Annotated in this window: 18 protein-coding genes; 9 read left to right on the top strand and 9 right to left on the bottom strand. The window is 61.2% G+C overall.

All coding sequences use genetic code 11. The annotated features are described in order from the left end of the window. Positions 1-76: 76 nt before the first annotated feature. Together VLA07_RS17275 and VLA07_RS17280 are read left to right on the top strand one after the other, a co-directional pair. Positions 77-1,183, top strand: a complete 1,107-nt coding sequence (locus tag VLA07_RS17275) for an enoyl-CoA hydratase/isomerase family protein (protein ID WP_333989887.1) — start codon at positions 77-79, stop codon at positions 1,181-1,183. 3 nt (positions 1,184-1,186) lie between these two features. Then, entirely contained in the window at positions 1,187-2,338 is a 1,152-nt protein-coding gene (locus VLA07_RS17280; RefSeq protein WP_333989889.1) for an acyl-CoA dehydrogenase family protein, read from the top strand. Between the two features lie 106 nt (positions 2,339-2,444). Here VLA07_RS17280 and VLA07_RS17285 read toward each other — a convergent pair whose 3' ends face one another. The 6 genes from VLA07_RS17285 to VLA07_RS17310 all read right to left on the bottom strand — a co-directional run bounded on the left by VLA07_RS17285 (position 2,445) and on the right by VLA07_RS17310 (position 9,531). Continuing rightward, complete coding sequence (locus VLA07_RS17285) at positions 2,445-3,218, bottom strand: enoyl-CoA hydratase (RefSeq protein WP_098963986.1); 774 nt, start codon at positions 3,216-3,218, stop codon at positions 2,445-2,447. Positions 3,219-3,233: 15 nt separating this feature from the next. Beyond that, positions 3,234-4,361, bottom strand: a complete 1,128-nt coding sequence (locus VLA07_RS17290) for an acyl-CoA dehydrogenase (protein WP_027611962.1) — start codon at positions 4,359-4,361, stop codon at positions 3,234-3,236. A gap of 140 nt (positions 4,362-4,501) precedes the next feature. After that, positions 4,502-5,695 (bottom strand): acetyl-CoA C-acyltransferase, encoded by a 1,194-nt coding sequence (locus VLA07_RS17295; protein ID WP_333989893.1) that lies wholly within the window; start codon positions 5,693-5,695, stop codon positions 4,502-4,504. A gap of 12 nt (positions 5,696-5,707) precedes the next feature. Beyond that, positions 5,708-6,469 (bottom strand): SDR family NAD(P)-dependent oxidoreductase, encoded by a 762-nt coding sequence (locus VLA07_RS17300; RefSeq protein WP_139054020.1) that lies wholly within the window; start codon positions 6,467-6,469, stop codon positions 5,708-5,710. Positions 6,470-6,484: 15 nt separating this feature from the next. After that, positions 6,485-8,149 (bottom strand): AMP-binding protein, encoded by a 1,665-nt coding sequence (locus VLA07_RS17305; protein WP_247267615.1) that lies wholly within the window; start codon positions 8,147-8,149, stop codon positions 6,485-6,487. Positions 8,150-8,514: 365 nt separating this feature from the next. Continuing rightward, on the bottom strand, positions 8,515-9,531 hold the full coding sequence (locus tag VLA07_RS17310) for an AraC family transcriptional regulator (protein ID WP_333989896.1): 1,017 nt from the start codon (positions 9,529-9,531) through the stop codon (positions 8,515-8,517). A gap of 290 nt (positions 9,532-9,821) precedes the next feature. Between VLA07_RS17310 and efeU the strand changes: the two genes are divergently transcribed. The 4 genes from efeU to efeO (VLA07_RS17330) are packed head-to-tail and all read left to right on the top strand — an operon-like array spanning position 9,822 to position 14,050. Beyond that, positions 9,822-10,676, top strand: a complete 855-nt coding sequence (gene efeU, locus VLA07_RS17315) for an iron uptake transporter permease EfeU (RefSeq protein WP_027611967.1) — start codon at positions 9,822-9,824, stop codon at positions 10,674-10,676. Positions 10,677-10,684: 8 nt separating this feature from the next. Next, a complete protein-coding gene (efeO, locus tag VLA07_RS17320; protein ID WP_333989899.1) occupies positions 10,685-11,884 on the top strand; it encodes an iron uptake system protein EfeO in 1,200 nt (399 codons plus the stop codon). Between the two features lie 17 nt (positions 11,885-11,901). After that, complete coding sequence (gene efeB, locus VLA07_RS17325) at positions 11,902-13,200, top strand: iron uptake transporter deferrochelatase/peroxidase subunit (RefSeq protein WP_097089703.1); 1,299 nt, start codon at positions 11,902-11,904, stop codon at positions 13,198-13,200. Positions 13,201-13,225: 25 nt separating this feature from the next. Beyond that, complete coding sequence (gene efeO / locus VLA07_RS17330) at positions 13,226-14,050, top strand: iron uptake system protein EfeO (protein WP_333989901.1); 825 nt, start codon at positions 13,226-13,228, stop codon at positions 14,048-14,050. Positions 14,051-14,173: 123 nt separating this feature from the next. Here the strand turns inward: efeO (VLA07_RS17330) and pssA are convergent, their stop codons facing one another. Beyond that, positions 14,174-15,517: a CDP-diacylglycerol--serine O-phosphatidyltransferase gene (gene pssA / locus VLA07_RS17335; protein ID WP_135295766.1), complete on the bottom strand. Its 1,344-nt coding sequence runs from the start codon at positions 15,515-15,517 to the stop codon at positions 14,174-14,176. Between the two features lie 206 nt (positions 15,518-15,723). On the opposite strand from pssA, the gene VLA07_RS17340 reads away from it, so the two are divergent. Continuing rightward, entirely contained in the window at positions 15,724-16,287 is a 564-nt protein-coding gene (locus tag VLA07_RS17340; RefSeq protein ID WP_096796073.1) for a TetR/AcrR family transcriptional regulator, read from the top strand. 56 nt (positions 16,288-16,343) lie between these two features. Then, complete coding sequence (locus VLA07_RS17345) at positions 16,344-16,823, top strand: nuclear transport factor 2 family protein (protein ID WP_115989829.1); 480 nt, start codon at positions 16,344-16,346, stop codon at positions 16,821-16,823. Between the two features lie 121 nt (positions 16,824-16,944). Here VLA07_RS17345 and sfnG read toward each other — a convergent pair whose 3' ends face one another. Beyond that, the gene (gene sfnG / locus VLA07_RS17350) at positions 16,945-18,027 is read right to left on the bottom strand and encodes a dimethylsulfone monooxygenase SfnG (protein ID WP_247267620.1); all 1,083 of its coding nucleotides are present in this window, start codon (positions 18,025-18,027) and stop codon (positions 16,945-16,947) included. Between the two features lie 333 nt (positions 18,028-18,360). On the opposite strand from sfnG, the gene VLA07_RS17355 reads away from it, so the two are divergent. Then, entirely contained in the window at positions 18,361-19,140 is a 780-nt protein-coding gene (locus tag VLA07_RS17355) for a TSUP family transporter (protein ID WP_027611974.1), read from the top strand. Here the strand turns inward: VLA07_RS17355 and nudC are convergent. Further along, complete coding sequence (nudC, locus tag VLA07_RS17360) at positions 19,108-19,938, bottom strand: NAD(+) diphosphatase (RefSeq protein ID WP_330207286.1); 831 nt, start codon at positions 19,936-19,938, stop codon at positions 19,108-19,110. The genes VLA07_RS17355 and nudC overlap by 33 nt on opposite strands. Positions 19,939-19,942: the final 4 nt, after the last annotated feature.

Below are 19,942 nucleotides of genomic sequence, written 5' to 3' on the forward strand. Positions count from 1 at the left end.
AATTTGCACTGTTACGATCCGTCAACGCTCGCGCGCGAGCTTCTCGAATAAAGACAATAAAAGCAGGGAGTTAGTGATGACTGCTCAGGCTTCATCCCCGCGGACGCCGTCCATGGATGCCACGCCAGACGAAGTGCTGGCCGAGGTTCGCAATCACATCGGTCACCTGACCCTCAACCGCCCCGCCGGTCTCAACGCCATCACCCTCGACATGGTTCGTCAGTTGCAGCAGCAACTCGATGCCTGGGCGACTGACGCCAGCGTGCACGCCGTGGTGCTGCGCGGTGCCGGTGAGAAGGCGTTCTGCGCCGGTGGCGATATCCGTTCGCTGTACGACAGCTTCAAAAGCGGCGACACGCTGCACGAAGATTTCTTCGTCGAGGAATACGCCCTCGACCTGACGCTACATCATTACCGCAAACCGGTGCTGGCCTTGATGGACGGTTTTGTCCTCGGCGGCGGCATGGGCCTGGTGCAAGGCGCGGATCTGCGGGTGGTCACCGAAAAGAGCCGGCTGGCGATGCCGGAAGTGGCGATCGGTTATTTCCCCGATGTCGGCGGCAGCTATTTCCTCTCGCGGATTCCCGGTGAACTGGGGATCTATCTGGGCGTCAGCGGCGTGCAGATTCGTGCGGCCGATGCGTTGTACTGCGGGCTGGCGGACTGGTTTGTCGACAGCAGCAAACTGTCGAGCCTCGACGAACAACTCGATCACCTGGAGTGGCGCGACACGCCGCTCAAGGATCTGCAGGGCCTGCTGGCGAAAAACGGCGTGCAAACCCTGGCCGATGCGCCGCTGGAGAAACTGCGCGCGGCCATCGACCACTTCTTCGCCCTGCCGGACGTACCGAGCATTGTCGAGCAACTGCGCGCGGTCACCGTCGCCGACAGCCATGAGTGGGCGACCACCACCGCTGACCTGCTGCAGACCCGCTCGCCACTGGCGATGGCCGTGACCCTGGAAATGCTCCGTCGCGGCCGGCACCTGAGCCTGGAACACTGCTTCGCTCTCGAACTGCATCTGGATCGCCAGTGGTTCGAACGCGGCGACCTGATCGAGGGCGTGCGCGCCCTGCTGATCGACAAAGACAAGACCCCACGCTGGAACCCGCCGACCCTTGCTGCGCTGTACGCCGGGCATGTCGCGAGTTTCTTTCACGGTTTTACTGAGAGCGGGAGCTGAGCCATGCACGATCTCGAACTGACTGAAGAACAAGTGATGATCCGCGACATGGCCCGGGACTTCGCCCGTGGCGAAATCGCGCCGCATGCGCAAGCCTGGGAAAAGGCCGGCTGGATCGACGACGCACTGGTGGCGAAGATGGGCGAACTCGGTCTGCTCGGCATGGTGGTGCCCGAGGAATGGGGCGGCACTTACGTCGATTACGTGGCCTATGCGCTGGCGGTGGAAGAAATCTCTGCCGGCGATGGCGCGACCGGCGCGTTCATGAGCATCCACAACTCGGTGGGCTGCGGGCCGGTATTGAATTACGGCAGCGAAGAACAGAAAAAGACCTGGCTGGCGGATCTCGCCAGTGGCCAGACGATTGGCTGCTTCTGCCTCACCGAACCGCAGGCCGGCTCCGAAGCGCACAACCTGCGCACCCGCGCCGAACTGCGCGACGGCCAGTGGGTGATCAACGGCGCCAAACAATTCGTCAGCAATGGCAAACGGGCGAAACTGGCAATCGTGTTTGCGGTGACGGATCCGGATCTGGGCAAGAAAGGCATTTCCGCGTTCCTGGTGCCCACCGATACCCCGGGTTTCATCGTCGATCGCACTGAACACAAGATGGGCATACGCGCCTCCGACACCTGCGCGGTGACCCTGAACAACTGCAGCATTCCCGAGGCCAATCTGCTCGGCGAGCGCGGCAAGGGCCTGGCGATTGCGCTGTCCAACCTCGAAGGCGGCCGCATCGGCATTGCTGCGCAAGCCTTGGGCATCGCCCGGGCCGCGTTTGAGGCGGCGCTGGTGTATTCCAGCGATCGCATCCAGTTCGGCAAGCCGATCAACGAACACCAGAGCATCGCCAACCTGCTGGCCGACATGCACATGCAAATCAACGCGGCGCGCTTGATGATCCTGCACGCGGCGCGCCTGCGCACGGCGGGCAAACCGTGCCTGTCGGAGGCCTCACAGGCCAAACTGTTCGCCTCGGAAATGGCCGAAAAGGTCTGTTCCTCGGCGATTCAGATTCATGGCGGGTATGGGTATCTGGAAGACTATCCGGTCGAGAAGTACTACCGCGATGCGCGGATTACCCAGATCTACGAGGGGTCGAGCGAGATTCAGCGGATGGTGATTGCGCGGGAGCTGAAGAACTACCAGTTGTAACGCCAAAAGCTTCGCTAGCAAGCCCGCTCCCACATGGGATCTGCGTCGTACACAAATCCCATGTGGGAGCGGGCTTGCTCGCGAAGGCGTCAGTCAGCTCAGCGCATTATTTGCCCTGAAACTCCGGCGTCCGCTTGGCCACAAACGCCGCCATGCCTTCCTTCTGATCCTGCGTGGCAAACGCCGCATGGAACACCCGGCGCTCGAAGCGCACGCCCTCAGTCAGGTTGACCTCAAAGGCGCGGTTGACGCTTTCCTTGATCATCATCGCAATCGGTAGCGATTTACTGGCGATCACTGCGGCGACTTTCAGCGCCTCGTCGAGCAGTTCATCGCTCGGCACGATCCGCGCAACGATGCCGCAGCGTTCGGCTTCCACCGCATCGATCATCCGCCCGCTGAGGCACATTTCCATGGCCTTGGCTTTGCCCACGGCGCGGGTCAGGCGCTGGGTGCCGCCCATGCCCGGGAGCACGCCGAGGTTGATTTCCGGCTGACCGAATTTGGCGTTGTCACCGGCCAGGATGAAGTCGCACATCAGCGCCAGTTCGCAGCCGCCACCGAGGGCGAAACCGTTGACCGCAGCAATGATTGGCTTACGGCGGTTGGCCACACGGTCGCTGTCGCTGAACAGATCATCCATGTAGATCTGCGGATAGGTCAGTTCGGCCATTTCCTTGATGTCGGCGCCGGCGGCGAAGGCTTTCTTCGAACCGGTGATGACGATGCAACCGATGTTCGCATCCGCTTCCAGACCATCGAGGGCATGGTTCACTTCGCTGACCAGTTGCGCGTTCAAGGCGTTCAGCGCCTGTGGGCGGTTGAGGGTGATCAGGCCGACGCGGCCGTGGTTTTCCAGCAGAATCGTTTCGTAAGTCATGGGCAAGATTCCTTGTCAGAGATTGCGCGAAATAACCATGCGCTGAATGTCGCTGGTGCCTTCGTAAATCTGGCAGACGCGCACGTCGCGGTAGATGCGTTCCAGCGGGAAATCGTTGAGATAACCGTAACCGCCCAGCGTCTGCAACGCCATCGAGCAGACCTTCTCGGCCATTTCCGAGGCGAACAGTTTGGCCATCGATGCTTCGACCAGCGCCGGCTGACCGCTGTCGCGCAGGGCCGCGGCGTAATGCACCATCTGCCGGGCGACGGCGATCTGCGTGGCCATATCGGCGAGACGGAAGGCCACGGCCTGGTGCTCGATGATCGGCTTGCCGAAAGTGTCGCGCTCACGTGCATAGTCGCGGGCCGCTTCGAACGCAGCGCGGGCCATGCCCACCGCTTGCGAGGCGATGCCGACCCGCCCGCCTTCGAGGTTGGCCAGGGCGATCTTGTAGCCTTCGCCCTCTTCGCCCAAGCGATTGGCGACCGGCACTTTGACGTCTTCAAACAGAATCTGGCAGGTGTCCGACGCATGCTGGCCGAGCTTGTCTTCGACCCGCGCGACTTTGTAGCCCGGCGAATCGGTGGGCACGATGAACGCCGTGATTCCGCGTTTGCCGGCACTCGGATCGGTCACCGCAAACACGATCACGATCCCGGCGTTCTGCCCGGAAGTGATGAACTGTTTGCAGCCGTTGAGTACGTAGTGATCACCTTCCAGACGCGCGCGGGTTTTCAGGCTGCTGGCGTCGGAGCCGGCCTGCGGTTCGGTCAAGGCGAAGGCGCCGAGCATGGCGCCGCTGGCCAACGGTTTGAGGAAGCGTTCGCGCTGGTCGTCGTTGCCGAACTTGAGGATCGGCACGCAGCCCACCGAGTTGTGCACGCTCATGATGGTCGAGCAGGCGCCGTCGCCGGCGGCGATTTCTTCCAGGGCCATGGCGTACGCCAGATAGCCGGTGTCACAGCCGCCCCACTGCTCCGGCACAAGCATGCCGAAGAAGCCCAGTTCGGCCATCTCGCCAATGGCTTCCTTGGGGAAACGATGCTCGCGATCCCACTCGGCGGCGAACGGTTTCAGCCGTTCCTCGGCGAACTGCCGGGCCATGTCGCGGATCTGGGTTTGGTCTTCGTTGGGAATCATGGTGAATCCTTAAATTCAAGTCGACCCGCTTTCCCTTGTAGGAGTGAGCCTGCTCGCGATAGCGGTGGGTCATATAAATCAGTGTTGACTGACACGACGCCATCGCGAGCAGGCTCACTCCTACAAAGGGATTGCGTGAATCAATAAACGCATTCCACGGCCATCGCGGTGGCTTCACCGCCGCCGATACAGATCGCCGCGATCCCGCGTTTCAGGTTTTTCTGGCGCAGGGCCGAGAGCAAGGTCACCAGAATCCGCGCACCCGAAGCACCGATCGGATGGCCCAGCGCGCAGGCGCCGCCGTGCACGTTGAGCTTGTCGTGGGGAATTTCCAGCTGGGTCATCGCGGCCATCGCCACCACGGCGAACGCTTCGTTGATTTCGAACAGATCGACCTCGTTCAACGCCCAACCAGTCTTCTTCACCAGCTTTTTGATCGCGCCAATCGGTGCCACCGGGAACAGGCCCGGCGTGTCGGCAAATGCCGCGTGACCATGAATCACCGCCAGCGGTTTAAGCCCGAGTTTCTGCGCTTGCGACTGGCGCATCAGCACCAGCGCCGCCGCGCCGTCGGAGATCGAACTGGAGTTGGCCGCCGTCACCGTGCCGCCTTCGCGGAACGCCGGTTTCAGCGAGACGACTTTGTCCAGTTTGGCTTTCGGCGGCTGCTCGTCGTTGCTGATCAGCACCTGCTCTTTGCCGACGGTCACGGTCAGCGGCACGATCTCGGCCTTGAAGCTGCCGTCCTTGATCGCCTGTTGGGCCCGAGTGGTCGAAGCGATGGCAAACGCATCCTGGGCTTCGCGGCTGAAGTCGTTGGTTTCGGCGCAGTCTTCGGCGAAGGTGCCCATCAGACGGCCCTTGTCGTAGGCGTCTTCGAGACCGTCGAGGAACATCGAATCGAGCACTCGGCCATGGCCCATGCGGTAACCGGCGCGGGCACGGTCGAGCAGGTACGGCGAATTGGACATGCTTTCCATACCGCCGGCGATCACCACATCGGCGCTGCCAGCCAGCAGCATGTCGTGGGCGAGAATGGTGGTTTCCATGCCCGAGCCGCACATCTTGTTGACGGTGGTGCAGCGCGTCGATTTATCCAGCCCGGCGCCCAAAGCTGCCTGCCGCGCCGGCGCCTGACCGAGGCCGGCGGGCAATACGCAACCGAAAAGCACTTCATCGACCGCATCGCTGGCAACCCCGGCGCGTTCAACCGCCGCCTTGATCGCGGCGGCACCGAGTTGCGGCGCGGTGAGGCTTTTCAGTTCGCCCTGAAAACCGCCCATCGGGGTGCGGACAGCGCTGACGATAACAATCGGATCGTTGGCAATAGTCATGACAAATCCTCCTTACTTGGCGGCCATGCGCAAGGCGCCGTCGAGACGGATCACCTCACCGTTGAGCATGCTGTTTTCGATGATATGCCTAACCAGCGCGGCGTACTCGGCAGGTTTGCCAAGACGCGGCGGGAACGGCACGCCAGCGGCCAGCGACTCGCGCACTTCCGGGGTCATGCCGGCCATCATCGGCGTTTCGAAAATGCCCGGGGCGATGGTCATCACGCGGATGCCGAAACGCGCCAGTTCACGGGCGGCTGGCAGGGTCAGGCTGGCGATCGCGCCTTTTGAGGCGGAATACGCGGCCTGGCCGATCTGGCCGTCGAACGCTGCGACCGAGGCGGTGTTGATGATTACCCCGCGCTCGCCATCGGCATTGGCTTCGCTCTCGGCGATGGCCGCCGCGGCCAGACGCAACATGTTGAAGCTGCCGATCAGGTTGACGTTGATCACCTGGGCAAAACTCGACAGCGCATGCGGGCCGTTCTTGCCGAGGATCTTTTCGCCACGGACGATACCGGCGCAGTTGACCAGACCGTTGAGGCTGCCAAAGGCTTTCACCGTCGCCTGCACCGCAGCTTCGGCAGCGGCTTCGTTGCTGATGTCGGCCACCACGCTGTGCGCGCCAAGGCGCTGGGCCTGAGCGGCTACCGCTTCGGCGTTCATGTCCACCAGCATAACTTTGGCGCCGGCACTGACCAGCAATTCAGCGCTGGCCGCGCCCAGGCCGGAGGCGCCGCCGGTGACGATAAAAACCTTGTTCTCGATCTGCATGACTGACTTCCTGATTCAAGCTGAAACGTTATGCGCCGCGGCCTCTTGAGCCTTGGCGATTTCCTGGTTGCGCAAGATAAAGCGCTGCAATTTGCCGCTTGGGGTTTTCGGCAATTCGCTGACAAATTCGATTTCCCGCGGGTACGAATGCGCGGCCAAGCGTTTGCGCACGTGTTGCCGCAACTCTTCGGCCAGCGCCGGTTCGGCGCGGTATTGCGGGTTGAGCACGACGAAGGCCTTGACCAGTTCGGTGCGCTCCGGATCCGGCTTGCCGACCACGGCGGCTTCGACCACCGCCGGGTGCTCGATCAGCGCGCTCTCGACGTCGAATGGGCCGACGCGGTAGCCGGAAGTGGTGATCACGTCATCACTACGGCCGACGAAGCTGATGCTGCCGTCCGGGTTCCACTCCACGGTATCGCCGCTGAGGTAGTAATCGCCGACGAAGGCTTTGGTCGGCACGCCCTCGTAGCCGCCGAACCAGCACATCGGCGACTGGGTGCGGTCGATGGCGAGGATGCCCGGCTGGCCGACGCCGAGTTCGTTGTACTGCTCGTCGAGCACCACGATGCGATGGCCCGGCGAGGCGAAACCGGCGGCGCCGAGGTGGATCGGGTGCTGCAGACCGTGGTGGTTGCACAGGACCATGCCCAGTTCGGTCTGGCCGTAATGGTCGTGAATGACTACGCCGAGATTGTCGGCGAACCAGCGGATCACTTCCGGGTTGAGCGGCTCGCCGGCGCTGCTGACGATGCGCAGCTTGCCCTTGATCGATTTGGCGAACTCGTTGCCGCCGGCAATCAACAGACGATACGCGGTTGGCGAACCGGTGAGGTTGGTGATGGCGTATTTGTTGATCACCCGGCAGGTGCTTTCGAGAGTGAACGGGCCATCGTAAAAAGTGATCGGGTGCCCCATCGACATAGGGCCGGTGACGCCGAAATAGATGCCGTAGGCCCAGCCCGGATCGGCGACGTTCCAGAACGAATCTTCGGGACGCAGATCCACCGCGTCGCGGGTGTAGCTCTGGAACGCGACGATGGCCTTGAGCGGCACCGACAGTGCTTTCGACGGGCCGGTGGTGCCCGAGGTGAACATCAGCAGGAACGGGTCTTCGCCCGACAGTAATACCGGTTCGCAGACGCTGGAATGATTAGGCAGCTCGGCCCAGAAACTGAAATCGCCACGGACGATGCCCTGGCCCTTGGCGCCGCCGACGGTGACGATGGTCGGGCATTCGCTGACTTCAGCGAGTTTCGGCCGGTTGACCGCGTCGGTGACCACCACTTTGGCGCCGGAACTGTTCAGGCGATGTTCGATGGCCTTGGGGCCGAATGCGGTGAACAACGGCTGATACACCGCGCCAATGCGCCAGGTGGCGCACACGGTGATGAGCAACTCGATGTTGCGTGGCAGCAGACCGGCGACCTTGTCGCCCTTCTGCACGCCTTGTTCGAGAAGGAAATTGGCGAAACGCGCGGCTTGGTCTTGCAGCTCGCTGAAGGTGTACGTGGCACTCGCGCCGTCGCGGCCCTCCCAGAACAACGCAATGCGCCCCGGCAAGGCGTGGCGGTCGCAACATTCGACGCAGGCGTTGAGCGCCTCCAGCGTGCCGCTGAGCGCAGCGTCCACGGTGTGCTGATAGTTGAACTGTTCGGTGGCAGACAGGTAATCGCGCATTGCCAGAATCCCTCGGTGTTTTTATTAGGCTGGGAACCGTAAACAACACAGGGATAGTCGCGCTGCGGCGCTGAGGCGGCAATGGTCAAAGCTGTCAATCTGGCTGATTGGTTTGGCCAAGGTTCGAGAGATGTACAGGCTGGACTGACGCCTTCGGGAGCAAGCCCCCTCCCACAGGGAATTGCATTTCACAATGAGGGATCAGCCACAAAAGCAAGGGAGGCTGCAATCAAAGAAGGAATGCATTTCAAATGGAAGTCCACCTGAGCAATCCAGGCAGGCTGCAAATAACAGGAAAAATGCATTTCAAATGTGGGAGGGGGCTTGCTCCCGAAGAGGCCTGATCAGGCTACAAACAATCCGGATCAGACCGCTTCGTTGAGGATCAGGGTGCGGTAATGCCCAGGGTTCGACCCCGACCACTTGCGAAACGCCTTGTAGAACGAGCTCGCATCGGCAAACCCCAGCCGCGTGGCGATCTCGACGAAGCTGATCGACGGCTCCGCCAGCCAACTGATTGCCAGTTCCTTGCGCACGCTGTCCTTGAGCCCCTGATAGGTCTGCCCCTCCTCGGACAAACGTCGGCGCAGGGTCGAGGCGGACATGCACAGTTGTTGCGCCAGCGCCTCGGTCTCCGGCCACTGTTCGGCGGGTAGCTGCCGCAGGTCCTGTTTGATCCGGCTGGCGAGGCTTTCCGGGTCGCGGTATTTCACCAGAATGTTCGCCGGCGCATGGGCCAGAAAGCGTTTCAGTTCTTCGGCCGTACGCTTGATCGGCAGGTCGAGGCAGTCAGCAGCAAAGATCATCCGCGTGCGCGGACGGTCGAAGCGCAGGTTTTCCGAGAACATTACCCGGTAGTCGTCGCAGAAATCCGGCTCGGCGCAGCGCAATTCGATCGCCAGAATCGGAATCCGCCGCCCCGCCAGCCAACAGGCCACGCCGTGGACGATCATCCAGTAGGTGAAATAGGTAAACGCCCGACGCGGCTCAGGATCGTCTTCGAGCAGGACGATTTCCGCCAGGCTCTGCTGATGCGCCAATTGCGCGGGCATTTTTTCCAGCATCAAGGAGAGGAAATTCAGGCCCATGCCCAGGCCGGCGGCCAGCGTCGGTTGCGCCATGGCGCTGCGGCAAAGGAACTCAAGGCTGCCGGACTTTAGCCGACGCGGATCCATGCCGAAGAACTCGTCATCGCCGCGCCGGGCCAGCAAGCGCCAGAGTCTGGCGTATTGCGAGGCAGGCACCCGACCTTGCTCGCTGTGCAGCAGCGCCGGAGCAATCCCGACCTTGTTCAAGACTTCATCCGTGGCCACGCCCGGGGCACAACTTTGCTGCAGCGCTTCACGCACCAGTTGAACGGCGATGGTGTCTTTTTCCGACATGGAGCGAGGCAGACCTTGTTGTTTTCGAGTGAGTGGCATCTTAACGCAGGATGCGAATTCAGCACGAATCCCCTGTGGGAGCGGGCTTGCTCGCGAAGGCGATGTGTCAGCAACATCCTTATCGACTGACGCGCCGCCTTCGCGAGCAAGCCCGCTCCCACAGGGATTTGTGCGTGGCAAAAAACAGGTTGTTCAGCTTGCGTTCAGGTTTATGTCAATCATTGTCATGTGAGAATGGTTGTCATTATGTTACAACTTGTAACTTCTTCGAATGACTTAGTGGACACCGAATGCTCGTTCCCTTTCTGATCATGCTGCGCGAAGGCATTGAAGCCGCGCTGATCGTTGGCATCATCGCCAGCTACCTGCAACAGACCGGTCGTGGCCAGTGGATGCCGGCAGTGTGGATCGGCGTCTTCCTCGCCGCCGCTCTGGCGCTGCTAGTCGGCGGTGGTCTGGAGCTGGTCAGCGCCGAATTCCCACAGAAACAGCAGGAGTTGTTTGAAGGCATTGTCGGTCTGGTCGCGGTAGGCATTCTCAGCTCGATGGTGTTCTGGATGCGCAAGGTCGCGCGTTCGATCAAGCATTCGCTGCAGGCCTCGCTGGATCACGCTCTGACTTCGTCAAAGCATCAGGTAATCGCGCTGATCGCCATGGTGTTCTTCGCCGTGGCTCGCGAAGGCCTGGAAACCGTGTTCTTTCTGCTCGCGGTGTTCCAGCAGAGCGAAGGCCCGGGCGCGCCGATCGGTGCCCTGCTCGGCCTGGTGCTGGCGATTGTCGTCGGCTTCCTGATCTACAGCGGCAGCATGCGCCTGAACCTGTCGGCGTTCTTCAAGTGGACCGGGTTGTTCATTCTGGTGGTCGCCGCCGGGATCCTCGCCAATTCGGTGCAGGCGCTGCATGAAGCCGGCGTGTGGAATCACCTGCAAACCGTGCTGTTCGACTTCAGCGCGACGCTGCCGATGGACGGCCCGCTGGGTTCGGTGCTGGCCGGCATGTTCGGGTATCAGGATGCGCCGACCGTCAGCACTCTCGGTGCGTACCTGATTTATCTGGTGCTGGCGCTGGTGATGTTTTTCTACCCCGCCGCGCCGGCCTCCAGCGCTGACGCCGCCGGCAAATCGTCTTCCGTTTCCAGCCAATAAGGGCCTCCATGTCAAAGCCTAATACTCCTCAGGCCTCGCCTCCCCGCGCCTTGCGCTGGGCGGTGGCCGGTTCGGTGGTCGTGATGATTGCCGCCGGAGGCCTGTTCTACTACGCCTCGAAAATGGCCGCGGCCAAGCGTCAGCACAACCATGATGAAGTGGTGGTCAACATCAACGCGCACAGCTGCGATCCGAACGAGCTGACGGTTCCCGCCGGCCGCGCCAGTTTCCGCATCGTCAACCGTTCTGACCGGGCGGTGGAGTGGGAAATCCTCGACGGCGTGCTGGTGATCGAAGAGCGCGAAAACATCGCGCCGGGCCTGAGCCAGGTGATCAACGCCAACCTGCAACCCGGCGACTACGCGATCACTTGCGGTCTGCTGAGCAATCCGCGTGGCGTACTGCACGTGACGCCGACGGCAGCCTCCGATGCTGCCGCCAAGGCCAAGCCATCGATGGTCGCCTTCGTTGGGCCGCTGTCGGAGTTCCGCGTGTATCTGGCGACGCAAGGCAGCGCGCTGATCAAAGCCGTGACCGCGCTGAATCAGGCGATTGCCAGCGGCGACCTGGCCCAGGCACAAGCGCTGTACCTGCCGGCGCGTGCCGCTTACCAGCGTCTGGCGCCTGCCGCGCAACGGCTGGCCGAACTGGACAACAGCATCAATGCCCGCGCCGATTACTTCGAAAAACGCGAACAGGATCCGGCCTTCGTCGGCTTCCACCGCGTCGAATATGCACTGTTCCAGCAACGCAGCCTCGACGGCTTGAACCCGGTCGCCGAGCGCCTGCTGGCCGACGTCACCACGCTCAAGCAACAACTGCTGGCCCAATCGCTGCCACCGGAGCAACTGGTGAGCATCGTGGTGCGCAACCTCAACACCCTGGCCGACGTGCGCGCCGCCAGCGGTGAAGAGGAACGCTACAGCCACGCCGACCTCAACGGCTTCGCCAACAACCTGGAAACCGCGCACAAAGTCGTCGAGCTGCTGCGGCCGATGCTGACCAAGTCGGCGCCGGATCTGCTGCCGAAAATCGACGCGGCGCTGAGTGATTTCGACAGCGTACTGAACAGCTTCAAGGTCAAGGACGGCTACGCCACTTACGACATGGTCAGTGGCGAACAACGCAAACAGATCGCCGACAAGGCTCAGGCCCTGGCTGACGCTCTGGATGGCATCGATCCCGCCCTCGGCCTCTCCGGCCTGTAAGCAGAAGACGAATACCGATGAAAGAATTGCAAAACCTCGATCTGCAACGTCGCCGCCTGTTGATGGGTATGGGTGTCGCCGGTGTTGCGCTGGCCGGTTCGGCCCTGAGCTGCCCGGCCATGGCGGCGGCCCCGGCGCAAGTCACCGAAGCGCCGAGCAGCGACAAGACCGAAGACCGCCACGATTTCCACGGCGTGCACCAGACCGGGATCGTCACCCCGCGTCCGGCGTCCGGCATGTTCGTGTCCTTCGACGTGCTGGCTAGCGATCGCGAAGACCTGGAGCGGCTGTTCCGTACCCTCAACGAGCGCATCGCGTTCCTGATGAAGGGCGGCCCGGTGGCGCAGATCGACCCGAAACTGCCGCCGCCGGATTCCGGCATTCTCGGCCCGGTGGTGACCCCGGACAACCTGACCATCACCGTCTCGGTAGGCGAATCGCTGTTCGACGAGCGCTTCGGTCTGGCCGCCGCCAAACCGAAGCGCCTGCAACGCATGGTCGGCTTCCCCAACGATGCACTGGAGGCCGATTGCTGCCACGGCGATCTGAGCCTGCAATTCTGCTCGAACACCGCCGACACCAACATTCACGCCCTGCGCGACATCGTCAAGAACCTGCCGGACCTGCTGCTGGTGCGCTGGAAACAGGAAGGCAGCGTGCCGCCGCAAGCTCCGGCGAAACCGGGTGTGCCGGCGCAATCGGCGCGTAACTTTCTCGGTTTCCGCGACGGCTCGGCCAACCCCGATTCCAACGATGCCAAGGCCATGGACAAGATTGTCTGGGTGCAACCGGGCAGCGATGAGCCGGCCTGGGCGGCCCACGGCAGCTATCAAGCGGTGCGGATCATCCGCAACTTCGTCGAGCGCTGGGACCGTACGCCGTTGCAGGAACAGGAAAGCATCATCGGCAGGGTCAAGACCACGGGCGCACCGATGGGCGCCAACCATGAAACCGAAGTCCCGGATTACAGCAAAGACCCGGAAGGCAAACTGACCAAGCTCGACGCGCACATCCGCCTGGCCAACCCGCGCACCGCCGCGAGCCAGGCCAATCTGATCCTGCGCCGGCCGTTCAACTACTCCAACGGCGTGAACAAGAACGGCCAGCTCGACATGGGCCTGCTGTTCATCTGCTACCAGGCCGATCTGGAAAAAGGCTTCATCACCGTGCAGACCCGGCTCAACGGCGAGCCGCTTGAGGAATACCTCAAACCGGTCGGCGGCGGTTACTTCTTCACCCTTCCGGGTGTCACCGGCGACAAGGATTTCATCGGTCGCTCGCTGCTCAACGCCACCCAACCCAAAACAGCTGCCTAACCATAAAAAACCTCGGAGCCGCTCCATGAAAAAGTCGCCACTCGCATTACTGCTGACCCTCGGTTTGCTCAACACCCCGCTGTCGACGTTCGCCGCGACGGCGCCACTGGATCTGGTCGGCCCGGTGTCGGACTACAAGATCTACGTCACCGAGCAACTGGATGAACTGGGCAGCCACACTAAACAATTCACCGATGCGGTGAAGAAAGGTGACCTGGCCACCGCACAAAAACTCTACGCACCGACTCGCGTCTACTACGAGTCGATCGAGCCGATTGCCGAGCTGTTCAGTGACCTCGATGCGTCCATCGACTCGCGCGTCGACGACCACGAAAAAGGCGTGAAGGCTGAAGACTTCACCGGTTTTCACCGCATTGAATATTCGCTGTTCTCGGAGAAAACCACTGAAGGCCTGACCGCTCTGGCGGACAAGCTCGACAGCGATGTGAAAGACCTGCAAACCCGCGTCGCTGGCCTGACCTTCCCGCCGGAGAAAGTCGTCGGTGGTGCGGCTGCACTGCTGGAAGAGGTTGCCGCGACCAAGATCTCCGGTGAAGAAGACCGTTACAGTCACACTGACCTGTATGACTTCCAGGGCAACATCGACGGCGCGAAGAAAATCGTCGACCTGTTCCGTCCGCAGATCGAAAAACAGGACAAGGCGTTTGTTGCCAAAGTCGACAAGAACTTCGCCACTGTGGACAAGATCCTTGCCAAGTACAAGACCAAGGACGGTGGTTTCGAGACTTATGACAAGGTGAAGGACAACGATCGCAAGGCGCTGGTTGGCCCGGTCAATACCTTGGCGGAAGACCTGTCCACGTTGCGTGGCAAGCTGGGTCTGAACTGATTGATGTAGAGGCCTTAAGTGCCCCATCGCGAGCAGGCTCACTCCTACAGTTGGAATGCATTCCCCTGTAGGAGTGAGCCTGCTCGCGATAGCGGTTTTAACCGCACCGAATAATCTGAAAGTTTACAAAATCCGGTAGAGCAACCGCTCGATCCGCACCCGACTCACGCGCTTGAGAAACTTCGCCACCCCCGCCGGGTACTCCGGCAAGGTTTCCAGGTTCTGGAAGCTGGCAATCCGCGTGGTGTTGCGGAAGATCTCTTGCTGCTCCTTCGCCCGTGGCTCAAGCCACTCGCCTTGCGGATCATCGATCAACAGCGCGTTTTCCAGGTCGAGGCGGAACGCCCGTGGATTGAGGTTGTTGCCGGTCAGCAGCGTATAGCGCTGGTCGACCCACATGCCCTTGAGGTGATAGCTGTTGTCGCCGTCACGCCACAGATGCAGGTTCAACTGGCCGCTGTCGATGTTGCGCTGATGCCGCTTGGCAAAACGCCGCAGGCTGATTTCGTACAGATACGGCAGCGCCGCAATCACCTTGAACGGCTCGCTCGGCGGAATGTAGAAATCGTTGGCCGTCTTGTCGCCGACCACGATGTCGATCTTCACCCCACGGGCCAGCGCACGGTTGACCTCGCGGATGATCGGCAGCGGCAGGTTGAAGTACGGCGTGCAGATGGTCAGCTGCTGTTGCGCACTGGCGATCAGCTCGACAATCACCCGGTTCAACGGGTTGTTCTTGCCCACGCCCAGCAGCGGACTTACCGACAGGCCGGTATGCGCGGTGCTGCCGGCGCTGGTGTCGTACGCCGCATATTTGAGACGGCTGCGCAGGTCGCCAATGTCGTTGCGCAAGCTGCGGGTAGTCGGCAGGTTCGGCAGGTCGAGGCGATGCACAGCCTTGGATTCGATCAGGCCGTGCTTGACCAGGTGATGCATTGAATCCGCCAGTTCGCGGCTGTGCAGCACGTGGTAGCGGTCGAAACGGTACTTGTCGAACTTGTGCAGGTAGACGTTGTTCAGGCTCGCACCGCTGTAAACCACGTAATCGTCGATCACAAAGCCTTTCAGATGCAGGACGCCGAACAGTTCGCGGGTCTGCACCGGCACGCCGTAGACCGGCACTTCACTCTGATGAGTGCGGGTCATTTCCTGGTACCACGCCGAGTTGCCCGGCTGTTTGCCGGCACCGATCAACCCGCGCTGGGCGCGCAGCCAGTCAACCACCACGACGATCTCCAGCTCCGGGCGCTTGAGCTTGGCGGCATGCAAGGCATCGAGGATTTCCTGACCGGCCTCGTCGTGCTGCAGATACAGCGCAACGATGTAGATGCGCCGGGTCGCCTCAGCGATTTTCTCCAGCAGGCAACGACGGAACTCGGCGGCGCCGGACAGAATGGTCACGGCCTCGGCAGTCAGCGGAAAGCTGCGCAGTTTGGGCAGCAAAGAGCGTTTGAAAAGCAACGGCATAGGGCTCGCAATGGGTCGAATCCGAAGAACCCGAGAGCTTACACCATCAACCGGTTCGGGTCTTGTTACTGTCTGTAATGCCCCCTTCGCGAGCAGGCTCGCTCCCACAATGGATCGCATTTCAAATGTGGGAGCGAGCCTGCTCGCGAAAGCAATCTGAAAATCAATGCTTGACCAAGGAGAACGATCGTTCTACTGTTCGCCACATGAACGAAATCACTGACACCTCGACCCGCGACATCATTCTGGATGTCACCGAAAAGTTGATCTACAAAAGTGGCATCGCGGCCACCGGCATGGATCTTCTGGTGAAAACCGCCGGCGTCTCCAGAAAAAGCATCTACCGCTACTTCGCCAACAAGGAGGAGCTGACCGTAGCCGCCCTGCAACGCCGCGACGTGCGCTGGATGCATTGGTACAGAAGTGCTGTCGATCAGGCCGAAACCCCGGCCGACCGCCTGCTCAACCTGTTTACCGTGCTCAAAAGCTGGTTCGCCTCGGAAGGCTTCCGTGGCTGTGCTTTCATCAATACCAGTGGCGAGACCGGTGATCCCGAAGACCCGGTGCGCCAGGTCGCCAAAGACCACAAACAGAAGCTGCTCGACTACCTGTGCGAGCTGTGTACCGAACATGGCGTCGAAGATCCGCAACGTCTGGCCAGACAATTGCTGATCCTGATTGACGGCGCCATTACCGTAGCGCTTGTGATGGGTGATCACAGTGCCGCTGATAATGCGCAATGCATGGCGCGTAAGTTATTGGACCTGTAACGCCTTAAATAAGCCTCAACCGTTGTTTAATCGTTAATTAGATCGGGAGACTGAAAATGTCGACTGCTGCCCAAGTGCGTCCGCCTTTACCGCCGTTCAACCGTGAATCGGCTATCGAAAAAGTACGTCTGGCCGAAGATGGCTGGAACTCCCGCGATCCCGAGAAGGTTTCGCTGGCCTACACCCTCGACACAAAATGGCGCAACCGCGCCGAGTTCGCCAACAACCGCGAAGAAGCCAAGGCGTTCCTGACCCGCAAATGGGCCAAGGAACTCGATTACCGTTTGATCAAGGAACTCTGGGCGTATTCGGACACGCGGATTGCCGTGCGCTACGCCTATGAATGGCGCGACGATTCGGGCAACTGGTTTCGTTCCTACGGCAATGAAAACTGGGAGTTCGATGAGCACGGCCTGATGTTCCAGCGCTATGCCTGCATCAACGACATGCCGATCAAGGAAAGCGAGCGCAAGTTCCATTGGCCGCTGGGGCGGCGTCCGGATGATCATCCGGGGCTGTCGGAACTGGGTCTCTAGTTCACATAGATCGAAAATGTGGGAGCGGGCTTGCTCGCGAAAGCGGTTTGTCAGTTACATGAATATTGACTGACACGACGCCTTCGCGAGCAAGCCCGCTCCCACATTGGTTTTGTGGTGTTCAGGCTACTGCGGCAGTCCTTTCAGCCTCCAGTTCCCGCACCAACGGCAACACCCGCTTGCCGAAATACTCCACCTCCTCCTGAAAGTGCAGAAACCCCGCCAACACCAGATCCACCCCCACCGCTTTCAGCGCCACAATCCGCTCGGCAATCTGCTGTGGCGTGCCGATCAGGTTGGTCTTGAAGCCGTCGTTGTACTGCACCAGATCCTCGAACGTCGATTTCGCCCAGTTGCCCTCACCCTCCGGTGATGCCCTGCCCGCTTGCTTCGCTGCGTCACCAAAGGCGTTAACCGCTTCCGGGTCAGCCTGGTCGATGATCTGCGCCAGTACCGCGCGCGCTTCTTCTTCAGTGTCGCGAGCGATGACAAAGGCGTTGACGCCGATCTTCACCGAATGCTTGTTGGCCGCCGCTTTGGCCCGGATGTCATCGACCTGCGCCTTGATCCCTTCGACACTGTTGCCGTTGGTGAAATACCAGTCCGAAACTCGCGCCGCCATGTCTCGTGCCGCACGGGAACTGCCGCCCTGGAAGATTTCCGGGCGGCCCAGCGGTTTCGGTTTGAGGCTGTAATTGTCGAAGCGGTAGAAATCGCCGCGAAAGCTGAAGTTATCCTGGCTCCAGATCCCGCGCAGCGAGCGGATGAATTCTTCGGAACGCCGGTAGCGCTCGTCGTGTTCCAGCCAATGTTCGCCGATGGCCTGGAATTCGCCCTTGAACCAACCGCTGACGATGTTCACCGCAATCCGGCCGTTGGTGAGTTGATCGATGGTCGCCAGTTGCTTGGCCGCCAGCGCCGGTTGCCAAGGCCCCGGTAGAATCGCCGCGATCACCTTGAGTTTGCTGGTAGCGGCCAGCAGCGCATGACTGAACGCCACCGACTCATGCTGGAACTCGGCACCGTAACCGGCGGTAAAGCGGATCTGCGTCAGGGCGTACTCGAACCCCGCCGCTTCGGCGAGTTGCGCCAGTTTGCGGTTGTAGTCGATGCCCCAGTCGGTGCGCTGCTCGATCTTGCTGACCACCAGGCCACCACTGACGTTCGGCACCCAGTAGGCGAATTTCACGGCTTGCTTGCTCATTGGCGTGTCCTCGGGACATTGGGAAGGTCAATGGGACAGAGCAGCAAGCGTGCCAGCGTCCAGAGGGCCGGTTTTATTGGGCTTGAGGCTGATGGAGTTGCATTGTTGGAGGGTGATTTGTTGTCGAGGTGTTGGGTGGGCAACAGTTGGGTTTTGAGTTGAAAGGGCTGACCCCATCGCGAGCAGGCTCACTCCTACAGGGGGAACGCATTTCAAATGTAGGAGTGAGCCTGCTCGCGATGAAGCTTTACGGGTCGCCGCAACACCTGGAAATGAGTAACATGTCAGCCCTTCCCCGCAGCCCTTCTGCGCCCTGCCGAATAAGCCGATTCCATGCCTTTCGAACTCAGCGTTGACCTCACCACCCTGGCCGTTCTGGCCCTTGTCGCTTTCATTGCCGGTTTCATCGACGCCATTGCTGGCGGCGGCGGTCTGTTGACCACCCCGGCGCTGCTCACTGCCGGCCTGCCACCGCATCTGGTGCTAGGCACCAACAAACTCAGTTCGACTTTCGGCTCGGCCACCGCCAGTTTCACCTTCTACCGACGCAAACTGTTCCACCCCCGGCAGTGGATGCACGCGATCGTCGGCACCCTGGTCGGTGCGCTCACCGGTGCCATCGTCGCGCACTACCTGCCGGCGGAATGGCTGAACAAGATGCTGCCGGTGATCGTCTTCGCCTGTGGCCTGTATCTGTTGTTCGGCGGCACGCCCAAAGCGCCGCTGGACAGCGACGCGCCGATCAAGAAGAAATGGCAATCGACCCAAGGCTTCAGCCTCGGTTTCTACGACGGCGTGGCCGGCCCTGGCACGGGTGCGTTCTGGACGGTCAGCAGCCTGCTGCTCTACCCGATCGACCTGGTCAAGGCCAGCGGTGTGGCGCGCAGCATGAACTTCGTCAGCAACATCGCGGCGCTGTCGGTGTTCGTGTTTTCCGGGCAAGTGGACTGGATCATCGGCCTGAGCATGGGCCTGTCGGTGATGGTCGGCGCGTTCTTCGGGGCGCGCACCGCGATCAGCGGCGGCGCCAAGTTCATTCGTCCGGTGTTCATCACCGTGGTATTGGGTTTGACCGTGCGCCTAGCCTGGCAACACTGGTTCAGCGTGGCCTAAGCGGCGGGCCACGTAGACGTCGATCAGATAACGGGCAATCGATTTTGACGCCGGCAACGGCGGCAGATCGTGCACGTTGAACCATTGGGCGTCTTCAATCTCGTCTTCCTGGCAGATGATCTCGCCCCCGGCATATTCGGCATGGAAACCGAGCATCATCGAATGCGGGAACGGCCAGCACTGGCTGCCCATGTACTGGATGTTCTTCACTTCGATGCTGACTTCCTCGCGTACTTCGCGAATCAGGCAATCCTCCGCCGACTCGCCCGGCTCGGCGAACCCGGCCAGCGTGCTGTAGACCCCGGTGACGAAACGCGGTGAGCGCGCCAGCAGGATCTCGTCGCCGCGGGTGATCAGCACGATCATGCTCGGCGAAATGCGCGGATAACTGCGCAAGTCGCACGGCCGGCAATACATCGCTCGCTCGCGCGGCACCTGCGTCATCGCCTGCCCACAGTTGCCGCAAAAGCGATGTTCACGCGCCCAGGTGCCGATCTGCGCGGCATAGCCCAGCACTTTGTAGATCGTGTGATCGCCATCGAGCATGAACGCCCGCAGGCCTTTCCAGTTGCAGCCCGGCACCTCGCTGGAACTGCGCAGCTCCAGCAGATACACCGGCTCGCCATCGAGGTGGCCGATGCCGTGTTCAGTGAGGACCGACAAGTCCTGGCGCTTGAGCCATTCCCGCGGGAACAGTGCGCCGTTGTCATCGAACAGAAAGCCTTCGGGACTGCGCGCCACGGCCCAGCCGCCGGGTTGATCGGTGTCCAGTACTGCAGTGGTCCAGCGAGCTGTCATGGTT

Origin of the sequence: Pseudomonas sp. S3(2024), from assembly GCF_036861315.1 — a bacterium.
In the GTDB taxonomy this organism is placed as follows: domain Bacteria; phylum Pseudomonadota; class Gammaproteobacteria; order Pseudomonadales; family Pseudomonadaceae; genus Aquipseudomonas; species Aquipseudomonas putida_A.